At 65.5% G+C, this 12,607-nt stretch carries 7 protein-coding genes; 4 read left to right on the forward strand and 3 right to left on the reverse strand.

Translation table 11 applies throughout. The features are described from left to right. The first annotated feature begins 23 nt into the window (after nt 1-23). Both glgX and ybaK read left to right on the forward strand, forming a co-directional pair. Nucleotides 24-2,078 carry a glycogen debranching protein GlgX gene (glgX, locus tag ACWA1Q_RS08585; RefSeq protein WP_463756648.1) on the forward strand — a complete coding sequence of 685 codons (2,055 nt, stop codon included), beginning with the start codon at nt 24-26 and terminating at the stop codon, nt 2,076-2,078. A 16-nt stretch (nt 2,079-2,094) separates the two neighbouring features. Then, nucleotides 2,095-2,583, forward strand: coding sequence for a Cys-tRNA(Pro) deacylase (gene ybaK, locus ACWA1Q_RS08590; protein ID WP_463756649.1), 489 nt, complete (start codon nt 2,095-2,097; stop codon nt 2,581-2,583). A 25-nt stretch (nt 2,584-2,608) separates the two neighbouring features. On the opposite strand, the gene glgP is transcribed toward ybaK, so the two are convergent. Then, complete coding sequence (gene glgP / locus ACWA1Q_RS08595) at nt 2,609-5,173, reverse strand: alpha-glucan family phosphorylase (protein WP_463756651.1); 2,565 nt, start codon at nt 5,171-5,173, stop codon at nt 2,609-2,611. Nucleotides 5,174-5,285: 112 nt separating this feature from the next. On the opposite strand from glgP, the gene ACWA1Q_RS08600 reads away from it, so the two are divergent. Next, a complete protein-coding gene (locus tag ACWA1Q_RS08600; RefSeq protein WP_463756653.1) occupies nt 5,286-7,355 on the forward strand; it encodes an alpha-1,4-glucan--maltose-1-phosphate maltosyltransferase in 2,070 nt (689 codons plus the stop codon). A 149-nt stretch (nt 7,356-7,504) separates the two neighbouring features. After that, the gene (glgB, locus tag ACWA1Q_RS08605; protein ID WP_463760818.1) at nt 7,505-9,655 is read left to right on the forward strand and encodes a 1,4-alpha-glucan branching protein GlgB; all 2,151 of its coding nucleotides are present in this window, start codon (nt 7,505-7,507) and stop codon (nt 9,653-9,655) included. An 87-nt stretch (nt 9,656-9,742) separates the two neighbouring features. Here the strand turns inward: glgB and ACWA1Q_RS08610 are convergent, their stop codons facing one another. Together ACWA1Q_RS08610 and ACWA1Q_RS08615 are read right to left on the reverse strand one after the other, a co-directional pair. Beyond that, the gene (locus ACWA1Q_RS08610) at nt 9,743-10,693 is read right to left on the reverse strand and encodes a co-chaperone YbbN (protein WP_463756655.1); all 951 of its coding nucleotides are present in this window, start codon (nt 10,691-10,693) and stop codon (nt 9,743-9,745) included. Next, on the reverse strand, nt 10,693-12,534 hold the full coding sequence (locus ACWA1Q_RS08615; protein WP_463756657.1) for a DUF8094 domain-containing protein: 1,842 nt from the start codon (nt 12,532-12,534) through the stop codon (nt 10,693-10,695). The genes ACWA1Q_RS08610 and ACWA1Q_RS08615 overlap by 1 nt, the downstream gene beginning before the upstream one ends. Nucleotides 12,535-12,607: the final 73 nt, after the last annotated feature.

Below are 12,607 nucleotides of genomic sequence, written 5' to 3' on the forward strand. Positions count from 1 at the left end.
GCGCACAAACTACTCTAGAACGCATGACCCCTGCCGATTCCCTGCACGACCTCGGCGTACGGCTCACCTCGCACGGTGGTGAACTCCGGGTCTACTCGGCCAGTGCCGATGCGATGGAGCTGGTGATCTTTGACGACACCGACCCGAACTGGGTCACCAAAACAGTGACCATGCAGAAGACGCAGGGTTCGATCTGGATCGGCCGGTCGCGCTCTCTCAAGACAGGAACCCGGTACGCGATCAAGGCGTCGGGCGAATCGACGCCGACCTCGGCGTTCAATCCAGGCAACCTGCTCATCGACCCTTACGCGAAGGGACTCGTGCGGGTCGCCGCCGGGCAGTTCCGTTCCGCCGTCGCCGACACGAGCTTCGACTGGGGCAATGTCGCGAAGCCGGCGGTTCCCCTCGACCGAACGGTCATTTACGAAGCCCATGCCAAGGGCTTATCGAAGCTCAACCGGCACGTTCCCGAGGCACTCCGCGGCAGCTACGCGGGTCTCGCCCACGAATCGACCATCGGCTATCTGAAGGACCTCGGGGTCACGACGGTTGAGTTGCTGCCCGTGCACGCGTTCGTTTCGGAACAACGGCTCATCCGGCAGGGGCTCACAAACTACTGGGGATACAACACCCTCAACTTCTTCACCCCTCACGCGCCGTATGCGTCGAAGGCCGCGCAGGCGGCGGGACCGGATGCCATCCTCCGCGAATTCAAGGGAATGGTGCGGCTGCTCCACGAAGCCGGGCTCGAGGTCATCCTCGATGTCGTCTACAACCACACGGCTGAAGAGGGCAGGGGCGGGCCGACCACGAGCCTCCGCGGGCTCGACAACGACGCCTACTACCGCCAGACCGAGAGTGGCGACTACATCGATGTCACTGGCTGTGGAAACAGCCTCGACACGTCGCATCCCGCCGCCCATCGCCTCGTGATGGACTCCCTGCGCTATTGGGCCAATGAGGTTCAGGTTGATGGATTCCGGTTCGACCTTGCCGTGACCCTCGGGCGTGACGCCACCCACGAGTTCACCCCGGAGCACCCGCTGCTCACCGAGATCATCTCGGACCCGGAGCTCGCCGGAGTGAAGATGATTTCGGAACCGTGGGATGTCGGGATGGGCGGGTGGCAGACCGGAAACTTTCCCGTCGGCTGGATCGACTGGAACGACCGTTACCGCGACAGGGTGAGGAACTTCTGGCTCTCCGACGTGGACTACGCCCGCAGGGCAAGCACAGCGCCCGTCGGCGTCGGCGGCTTCGCCACCCGACTCGCCGGGTCGTCGAACACGTTCTCTGCTGAGCGCGGGCCCCTGGCATCCGTCAACCTCGTCACCGCGCACGACGGTTTCACCCTCGCCGACCTCGTCTCCTACGACGTGAAGCACAACGTCGGCAACGGCGAGTCGAACCGCGACGGCACCGACAATAACCGGTCGTTCAATCACGGCGCGGAAGGTCCCACCGCCGATGAGTTCATCCTCGCCACGCGCCGCAAGGCGATGAGGAACCTCCTCGGAACCCTCCTCCTGTCTGCCGGCGTGCCCATGATGACCGCAGGAGATGAATACGGCAGGACCCAGCGCGGGAACAACAATGCGTACTGCCACGACTCCGAACTGACGTGGCTGAGTTTCGCGGTCGACAAGTGGCAGCACAACCTCCATGCGCACGCGCGAAGGCTTCTCCAGCTGCGTCGTGAGAACCCTGCCCTTCGGCCCGTGCGGTTCGGCCGCCCGGGTGAGACAGTGCCGAGCTCGAGCCAGATGGACTGGTATGACCAGTCCGGCAACACCATGAGTGACCACGACTGGACGAGTGCGCGAAACCGAACCCTCCAGTACGTCGCGGCGAGCACACCGGAGGTCGAGGAGTTCAACCGGATCCTGCTCATCGTCCACGGCGTCGAGTCGACCCTCACGGTGACCCTGCCCGCACATGACGGGGTCGAGCGCTACGAGTTGCTCTGGCGCAGTGACGACGAGACTCCGCTCGCCGAGATCAGGTCGTTCGCTCCCGGCGACACCCTGGCAGTGCAGTCCACATCGATGCTGTTGTTCCGGGCTGTGTCCGGGGACTGAAACCGGGGGCACGGTCGTGGCGAAGAAGAACGGTGCGGGTACGCCGGCGACGGCAGCGCTGTCGGCGCGCGGAGTCGCGTTCACCGAGCATCCGTATGCCCATCAGGCAGGAGCGGCAAGCTATGGCCTCGAGGCGGCCGACGCTCTTGGAGTGGACCCGGACCGGGTGTTCAAGACGCTGCTCGCCGACATCGACGGCGCTCTCGTCGTCGCCGTCGTCCCGGTGACGGCGCAGCTCGATCTCAAGGCACTCGCCGCTGCCGTCGGTGCCAAGCGGGCGTCGATGGCTGATCCGGCGCTCGCCGAACGGAAGACCGGTTACGTCGTCGGCGGCATCAGCCCGATCGGCCAGAAGACACGGCTTCGCACCGTGCTCGACGACTCCCTCGTTTCGCATCCAACGGTATTCGTCTCCGGCGGGCGCCGCGGCTTCGATATCGAACTGGCACCGGCGGATCTTCTCACCGTGACGGCAGGAACTCTCGCTGCCATCGCCCGATCCTGAGATCACGCGAACGGTCCTCGCTCGTTCAGGCGACGGCGATGAGCCCCAGTTCCGCCGCGTTGTCGAGAAGCGCGTTCTTCGGAACCACGCGCACGGTGTACCCGAACGCTCCCGGGCGTCCGAGGCTCACTGTTCCAGCGAACAGCCATTCACCGGTGTCTGACGCCTCCGCGAAGTCCCCTTCAGGTTCGAGATCGGCGGTCTGCACGTCACGCAGGTCATCGCCGTTAGCCGCGCTTCTGCCGTAGACAACCTGAACCGAAACGTCGTCAGGGGTGAGGGATCCGAGACGGACGGATGCACGCAGGTGCAGCTCGTCTCCGACCTGCGGTGTCAGGTCCAGCCCGCCCGATTCGACGTGTGCGATCGCCACCCCGCTCCAGGCATCCGTCACCCGTCTCTTCCAGTCCGCGAGGCGACGCGCCGCCCGGAAGCCGTCGTGACGGAGCTCGGACGTGCTGCCGAAGGCCGGTCGGTAGAGGGTGTTGACGTATTCACTCACCATTCTGTCGGCGCTCAGTCGCGGCGACAGGGTGGAGAGCGTGTGCCGGATGCTTCGCATCCAGTCGACGGGGACACCATCGGAATCGCGGTCATAGAAGCGAGGCGCGATCTGATGCTCGATCAGGTCGTACATCGACTCGGCTTCGAGCCGGTCCCGTTCCGCTGCGTCGGCGGTGACCGCTGACGGGATGGCCCAGCCGTTCTCGCCGTCGAAGAACTCGTTCCACCAGCCGTCGACGATCGACAGGTTGAGCACTCCGTTGAGCGCTGCCTTCATACCCGATGTGCCGCACGCTTCAAGCGGACGGAGCGGGTTGTTCAGCCAGACGTCGGTTCCCGGATACAGCTTCTGGGCCATCGAGATGTCGTAATTGGGAAGGAAGACGATGCGCTCCCGCACATCGGGTTCACGGGCAAACTCGGCGAACTTCTGGATAAGCCGCTTGCCCTCGAGGTCCGCCGGGTGTGACTTGCCGGCGACGACGATCTGGACCGGGCGATCCGGATGCAGCAAAATGCGCCGCAGTCGCTCGGTGTCGTGAAGCATCAGGGTGAGACGTTTGTAGGTGGGAACCCGGCGAGCGAAGCCGATCGTCAGCACGTTCGCGTCGAGCACCTTCCGCACCCATTCCGGCGCGACTCCTCCGGGGTTCTGCGCGATCCACGCGCGTTCGAGACGCTTGCGCGCGTCGTGGACGAGTTCCTGCTTCATCTCGGTTCGGGCGGCCCAGAGTTCCGCGTCGCTCACGGCGGGCGAGGCCCAGTCGGCGGTGGCGGTGTCTGACGTCCCGAGGTTCCTCATAGCCAGCTCGGTGAGCTGCGGAGCCGTCCAGCTCGCCGGGTGCACTCCATTGGTGACCGACCCGATGGGAACGTCGTCGGCGTCAAAGCCGGGCCACAGTTCGCTGAACATGCGCCTGCTCACCTCGCCGTGGAGTTGGGACACGCCGTTGGCCCGCTGGCCGAGGCGAAGTCCCATCAGGGCCATGTTGAAGACGCCCCCGGAGTCGTCGCCCGGTTCGCGTCCGAGCGCAAGTACGTCGCCGGTCTCGACGCCCGGCAGCAACTCGGTTTCGAAGTATCGCCGGATGAGCCCGGAGTCGAAACGGTCGATCCCAGCCGGTACGGGAGTATGCGTCGTGAAGACAGTGCCGGCCCGAACGACCTGGAGTGCCTCGGTGAACGTCAGGCCACCGCGAATGAGCGCACCGATGCGTTCCACGCCCAGGAACCCGGCATGACCTTCATTGGTGTGGAAGACAAGGGGTGGTTGCACGCCGGCGCGTTCTGCCCATGCGCTGATCGCGCGGACTCCGCCGATCCCCAGCAGAATCTCCTGCCGCAAGCGGTGCTCCTCGGCCCCGCCATACAGGCGGTCGGTGACGTGGCACAGCTCCTCGCTGTTCTCCGGAATGTCGGAGTCGAGTAGGAGGAGCGTCACCCGGCCTACTCGTGCCTGCCAGATTCTCGCGCTGAGGACCTGATCGTCTGGCAGGCACAGCGTGATGATGACCGGACTCCCGTCCGAATGACGCAACACCCGCAGCGGGAGACCGTCCGGGTCGAGCACCGGGTAGGTCTCCTGCTGCCAGCCGTCGGGCGAGAGTGCCTGGCTGAAGTAGCCGGAACGGTAGAACAGACCGACGGCGACGAGGGGCACACCGAGGTCGGATGCACTCTTGAGGTGATCCCCGGCAAGGATCCCGAGCCCGCCTGAATACTGCGGGAGCGCAGCGGCGATGCCGTACTCCGGTGAGAAATACGCGATGGATGCCGGTTTGTCGCCCTCGAGTTGCTGGTACCAGCGTGGCTCGGTGAGATAGCGGTTCAGGTCCTCGCCGAGGGCATTCGCACGATTCACGAAATCGTCGTTCGCCGCCAGCTCGTCGATGCGTTCCTGGGTGATCTGCCCGAACAGGCTGATTGGATCGTGCTGGAACTCACGCCACGCCTCAGGAGCTATCTCGGCGAACAGTTCCTGAGTCGGGCCATGCCACGCCCAGCGCAGATTTCCCGCCAACTGCTCCAGGGCATTCAGCCGTTCGGGTAGAGCAGGGCGCACAGTAAAACGTCGGATGGCCTTCACGCGTTCAGCCTAGGCGAGCGACAGCGCGTTGTGCGATCCTCGGGCTCTATTGGCCTCGGCCATATTAATCAAGGCACCGGCGAACCCGGTCAATTCGCGGTACGGTCGGACCGTGGCGAAGAAAGCATCCAGCGCAACGTCCAGGCCAGTAAAGGCCGCCGCGGCGCAGTCCGACTCCAGCACGACAACACGAGGCATCGGCAGGTTTCCTGTGCTCGGCCTCTCACCCGTAGTCTCCTGCGGGCGATGGCCAGCGAAGGGATTCGTCGGCGAAGTTATCCCGTTTCAGGCCACCGCGTTCCGCGAAGGGCACGACGCGATCGGGGTGGAGCTCCTGCTCACCGATCCCGCCGGCGCGACTCAGCGGCATCCGATGCACCTCATCACCGTCGGCCTCGACGACTACCGCGTCCTTGCCCAGGTCACAGCGCCAGGCACCTGGACGTTCCGGGTACGGGCCTACTCAGACGACTTCGAAACCTGGCACCACAATGCCTCGATCAAAATTCCTGCCGGCCTCGACGTCGAGCTGATGTTCACGATCGGCGCCCAGCTCCTCGAGCGTGCGGCGAGCGAGACTTCGCGCTCAGCAGACGAGCGCGCGTACCTGTCAGCCAAGGCCGCTGAGCTGGCGGCGACAGATTCTCCGCTCGACGCCCGCACGGCGGTGCTCGATGACGCGCGCCTGCATGACATCGCCAAACTCCGGCCGATGACGACACTGTCGAGCGAATCCGAGCCAGCGACGATCCGGGTGGAGCGCGCCCGCGCCGGCGTCGGCTCCTGGTACGAGTTCTTCCCGCGCTCCGAGGGCGCCAAGCAGCACGAGGACGGGTCGTGGACGTCCGGCACGTTCCGTACCGCGTCGAAGCGACTCCCGGCCGTGTCAGCGATGGGGTTCGACGTCGTCTACCTGCCTCCGATTCACCCCATCGGCACGGCGTTCCGCAAGGGACCGAACAACACCCTGAACCCGGGCCCCAACGACCCCGGATCACCGTGGGCGATCGGCTCTGCCGATGGCGGACACGATGCCATCCATCCGGAACTCGGTACCGTCGACGATTTCAGGTTCTTCCTCGCGCAGGCGGCGAAGAACGACATCGAGATCGCCATCGACCTTGCCCTGCAGGCGTCTCCCGATCACCCGTGGGTGACCGAACACCCCGAGTGGTTCACGACGCTCCCCGACGGTTCGATCGCGTATGCCGAGAACCCGCCGAAGAAGTATCAGGACATCTACCCGATCAACTTCGACAACGATCCCGAGGGCATCCGCGCCGAAGTGCTACGTATCGTGCGGTACTGGATTTCGGTCGGCGTGAAGATCTTCCGGGTCGACAACCCGCACACCAAAACCGTCGAGTTCTGGGAGTGGCTCATCGCCACGGTCAATGCTGAAGAGCCGGATGCCATCTTCCTCGCCGAGGCGTTCACCCGCCCGGCCATGATGCAGGCTCTCGCCCGCGTCGGTTTCCAGCAGAGCTACACCTACTTCACCTGGCGGAACACGAAGGAGGAGCTGGAGGAGTTCTTCACCAGCATCAGCTCGGAGACCGCCGACTTCCTCCGCCCGAACCTCTTCGTCAACACCCCGGACATCCTCACCGAATACCTGCAGTTCGGTGGGCCGGCCGCATTCACCATCCGCGCCGCCCTCGCCGCAACCGCGGCACCGGTCTGGGGCGTCTACTCGGGCTTCGAGCTGTTCGAGAACGTCGCGCGCCCCGGCGCCGAGGAGAACATCGACAACGAGAAGTACGAGTTCAAGCCCCGTGACTTCGCTGCTGCCGATGCCGCGGGCACTTCGCTGTCGCTCTACCTCGGCATGCTCAACCAGATCCGCCGGGACCACCCCGCGCTCCGACAGTTGCGCAACCTGCACCTGCACACGAGCGACGACGACTCGATCCTCGTTTACAGCAAGCACCTCGACGGCGCGTTCACCGAGGACGGCGTCGCCGACACCATCCTCGTCGTCGCGAACGTCGACCCGCACTCGGTGCGGGAGACCACCGTCCACATCGACAGCACGGCATTCGGACTCGAACCGGGGACCCACTACCAGGTCACCGACCTCATCACCGGGTCGAACTGGACGTGGGGCGAACACAACTTTGTGCGCCTCGACGCGTTCACCGAACCCGTGCACATATTCCACGTTCAGGAGGCCACCGCGTGACCGACCCCACCCGACCTGCAAAGCCCACCCCGTCGAAGGACGCCGACACCAGATCGCCGTCGACGTCCGTAGGACAGACGCCGACGGAAGCACAGACTCCCCCGGCGGTCCCAACGAAAGCACCACGCGCGGAGACGCCCTCAGCTCACGTGCTCGAGTCTGTTGCGACCGGTTCGTATTTCGACCCGCACTCGGTGCTCGGACAGCACCCTTCGGGTGACGCAACCCTTCTCCGCGCCCTGCGTCCGCTCGCCGAAACGGTGACAGCGGTCCTCGGAGATGGCACACGACTCGAGCTGAGCCACCTCGCCCACGGCATCTGGGAGGCCGAGCACACCGCCGGGTATCCCGACTACACGCTCGAAGCCACGTACGGCGACGACAAGGTGTGGAAGACCGAGGATCCGTACCGGTTCCCACCAAGCATCGGCGAACTCGACCTGCACCTGATAGGTGAAGGCAGGCACGAGCAGCTGTGGCAGGCGCTCGGCGCCCATCTCGTCGACCATTCCGCATTCGGCGGAACGGCGGTGCGCGGCACGGCGTTCAGCGTGTGGGCTCCCCACGCCCAGGCCGTCCGCGTCATCGGCGAGTTCAACAACTGGGACGGCCGGCTGCACTCGCTGCGCAACATGGGTCCGACCGGGGTCTGGGAACTCTTCGTTCCCGGCCTCGAAGCCGGCTCGCTCTACAAATACGAGTTGCTCAGCGCCGATGGCCGCTGGGTCACCCGCGCGGACCCGATGGCGCGATTCACCGAGATCCCGCCGCTGACGGCATCCGTCGTCGGCGAATCGAGCCACGAGTGGGCGGATGCCGCGTGGATGGAACACCGCGCGGCGACGAACCCGCACGAGGGCCCGATGAGCATCTACGAGATGCACCTCGGCTCGTGGCGGCCGGGGCTCGGCTACCGTGACGTCGCCGACCCGCTCATCGAATACGTTCGCGCCCTCGGATACACCCACGTGGAATTCATGCCGCTGGCGGAGCATCCGTACGGCGGTTCGTGGGGTTACCAGATCACCGGCTACTTCGCTCCGACCAGCCGGTTCGGGCACCCCGACGACCTCAAGTACCTCATCGACCGGTTGCACCAGGCCGGGATCGGTGTGCTCATGGACTGGGTCCCCGGGCACTTCGCGACCGACGAATGGGCGCTTGCCCGCTTCGACGGGCAGGCACTCTACGAGCACGCCGACCCGCGCCGTGGTGAGCACAAGGACTGGGGCACCTACATCTTCGACTTCGGCAACAGCCAGGTGCGCAACTTCCTCGTTGCGAACGCGCTGTACTGGCTCGAGGAGTTCCACGTCGACGGGCTTCGTGTCGACGCCGTGGCCTCGATGCTGTACCTCGACTACTCCCGCGAACCGGGTGAATGGCTTCCGAACAAGGACGGCGGCCGGGAGAACCTCGAAGCCATCAGCCTGCTGCAGGAGGCGAACGCGACAGCGTACAAGCGCAACCCCGGTGTGGTCATGATCGCCGAGGAATCCACGAGCTGGCCGGGCGTCACCGCTCCCACCTCGAGCGGCGGCCTTGGCTTCGGCATCAAGTGGAACATGGGCTGGATGAACGACACCCTCCAGTACATGAAGCACGACCCGATGTACCGTTCCCACCACCAGGGCGAACTGACGTTCAGCTTCGTCTACGCGTTCAGCGAGAACTTCCTCCTGCCGGTCAGCCACGACGAGGTCGTGCACGGCAAGGGCTCGCTTCTGGCCAGGATGCCTGGCGACCACTGGCAGAAGCTGGCGAACGTTCGCGCCTTCCTCGCCTTCCAGTGGGCGCACCCGGGCAAGCAACTCCTGTTCATGGGGCAAGAGTTCGGCCAGCCGTCGGAGTGGTCGGAGGCACGCGGACTGGACTGGTGGATCCTCGACCAGCCGAGCCACCAGGGCCTCTTCAACCTCGTCGGTCAGCTCAACGCCGTTTACCGCGACAACCCTCCCCTGTGGGCACGCGACAACGACGCGAGCGGGTTCGAGATCCTCGACGCAGGTGACTCCGCCAACAGCGTCGTTGCGTTCCTGCGCCGCGACCACGAGGGCAACCAGATCGCCGCCCTGTTCAACTTCTCCGGGGTCCCGGTGGGGCCGTACCGCGTCGGACTGCCAGCAGCCGGCCGGTGGGAAGAGATCCTCAACACGGATGCCGCCGAATTCGGCGGGTCAGGCGTCGGCAACTTTGGCGCGGTCGTCGCCGCCAGTGAGCCGTGGGCGGGACGTCCGGCATCCGCCGAACTCACCGTTCCGCCGCTCGGCGCCGTCTGGCTTCGTCTCAGTAAGCAATAAGAACAGGAAGTAACGAAAACACCCGGTATGGCTGGGGCTTCTCGACACGAGTTGCCCCGGCCACACCGGGTGTTTTTCTGTGTGCTGTCAGAAGAGCAGGTTGGTCAACCGGGCGCGGGCGCGGACGACACGCGGGTCGTCGAGACCCGCGACTTCGAAGAGCTCGAGCAGCCGTGTGCGGATGACGTTGCGGTCATCGGCGTCAGAGGTCTCAAACCGCGTGAGCAATCGGTCGAAAGCGTCCTCGACATGGCCGCCGGAAAGGTCAAGATCGGAGACGTCGAGCTGGGCGTCGAGATTCGACGAGTCTGCTCCTGCCGAGCGGATCTGCTCGATCGTCTTGCCCTGCAGCCGGTGCAGGAGGCTCACCTGAGCGAGTCCAGCCACCGCCATCTTGTCTGTCGGGTTCTGCGCGATTGCCGTCTTGTACGCGGTGATCGCCCTCGGGTAGTCGCCCTGCTCGATCGCGTCATACGCCTCAGCGTGCAACGGGGGCAGTGGCGGTTCGACCGGTTCGGCATCCGCGGCGTCCGAGACGGATGCTGTTCCCGTCACGCCGCTCTGCGCAGCGGCCTGCAGCACCTGCTCGAGCACCTGTCGCACCTGATCCTCCGGGAGAGCTCCCGCGAAGAGCTGGAGCGGCCGGCCACCGATGAGGGCGACGGCTGCCGGAACAGACTGCACCTGGAACGCCTGGCGCAACTGCACGTTCGTCGTGACATCCACCGTGACGAGAACGAGCCTGCCGCCGTAGCTCTTGACGATCGCGTCAAAGCCCGGCGTGGGCGAGCCCGCGTAGAGGTCGACGAGGATCGGGATCTGGGCCGACAGGTCGAGGAACTGGCTGAAGTTCGCGTCGGTTCCCTCGAGGACGAGACCGGGGAGGTCGGCGGATGCTCCTGGAGCGGCAGGTGCAGCGGCAGCGCCCGCGGCGGGCGCCGCTGGAGCGCCCGGTGCTGCTGGCGCATTCCGGTTGACGAGGCTCGAGAGGTCGATGGCACCACGAAGGTGCTCAGCGGCTGGCTGCATTCCGCTCATCAGAGCTCGGCCGCCTTCGTCAGTGCCTGGCTGAAGCCGAGCAAGCGGATCGTCTCAGAGCTGCCCGCTGGCGGGACATAGAACAACAGCTGGTCCGTGTAGGTGGACTGCACACCCTTCTCCGTTTCTGTTACGCCGCTGAGCGCCGAAATGACGCCGGCGGGTTTGATCTTGGCTCCCGTGTCGACCGGTTTGACGACCTCGGTCTCGACGATATTGACGGCCACGATGGCGCCGGACTCATTCGTCGCGAGCGCGACGGGAACCGTCTCCCCCGCCGCTGTCGAGAACTCGATCGTCGCGGTGCCGGGGAGACCCTCTTCGGTCTTCGCCCGTGCCTCGACGATACCGGCGCGCAGTGAGTCAGCCTCCGCGTCGAACAACTCGTAGAACTCGCTCTCCTCGCCCTTGGTCACGATGTCGGCGTATGCCGCGGCGACCTGGTCCGGTTGCAGGATCTGGAAGGTGGAGTCGGGCGGAAGCTGAGCCGTCCCGATCGTCGACGGGGCGACATCCGGGATCCGGGCCTCAGGCTCGAGCCGAACCGCCGACTGAACCAGGTAGTTGGACCTGGGGTCCTGCTGCACGAGCACGAGAGCCGTGGGGGCCACCGTGGCGTCGGCGTCGTCATGAACGACCGTCAGAACGGTGCGTGGCCAGGTCTCCGTGGCCTGGGGCAGTGTCAGCCCACCCGGTGACGCCGGGATCGGGGTGGGAAGTGCGTAGTCCGCGATCTTGCCCCGGATCGTGTAATTCGCCGTGCGCTCGGCCAGGGCCGGGCCAGCGAAGCGTGTGGCGATAAGAGCGGCGTCGCGTGCGGCATCCGCCTCAAGGGTGACTCCCGAGATGCGGGAGACGATGCGCTCCAGCTGAGGGGCCGAGACGGCGGGCGGCGGCTGTTCCTCTTCAGGAAGGACTTCGCCGGTCGGTGTCGGTGTCGCGGTCGCTTCTTCAGGACTCGAGAAATCCGGCCAGAAGCTCGCGGAGCATCCGGTGAGGACGAGGGTCGAGACGAGGGCGACGGGCACGATCGCGATCATCGACTTGCGCGCTGATCGCTGCCGCTTCGGTGCGCTGCCGTGCTTCTTGTCGGACTTGTAGCGCGTCGGCTTGGGCACCTTCGGCATCTTTTCCATTCCAGGTCCGGCTGTGATGCCCTTGCGACGGGGACCACGGGATTTACGCATGTGGTGGATGCCGAGCAGGTAGAGCGCGAGGCCGACGAGGAGAAGCAGGATGCCGCCCGCGATGAGCGGTCCGGCCCACGGAGTCGCATTGTTGAGGGGCCAGGAGACCTCGACGCGGTCAGGCGCGGGGTCGACACCATTCGACGCAATGAGGACACTGACGTCTTCGGGAACGCTGATCGTCTGCACGACGGCGCCTTCTTCGGTGTACTCCGCGAGCCACAGGTCGCTTCCGGCGGGGTTGGCGAGGGCATCGGCAGCCGCCTGCTCGTCTTCGGTCAGAGGCGCGTCATTCTCCTCTGGGGCCGGTTGATCAGACTCGACCGGCGCCGGCGTCACAACGTCTGCTTCGAGGGTGTTCGTCTCGGTGTCGACGTCAAGCTCGTTGTATTGCGAGCTGCCGAGCCAGGCAAGCACATCACCGGTCTTGCCGTAGGCGAGGAACACCTCGTCAGACCCGGAGACGGTCAGCGATTGCTGTCCGGTCTGGGCCGCGAGCTCCTCGCCACTGATCACGGTGTACGGCAGGTCCCCTGGGACCGTTGTCTCCACGGCATAGGTGGACGGGCCGAGAAACACCGTACGTTGGGCGATGCCGAGAACGATCATGGTCGCTGCGACCACAAACGCCAATATCGCGAAAACGAAGCGCACTAGATCTCCTTCGGTGCCGCGGCCGCAGGGGCTGAGCACCCGGATTCCGACAGAATTCCGGGCCGGTCGCAAC

This window comes from Mycetocola sp. TRD_SC_2, assembly GCF_055361225.1.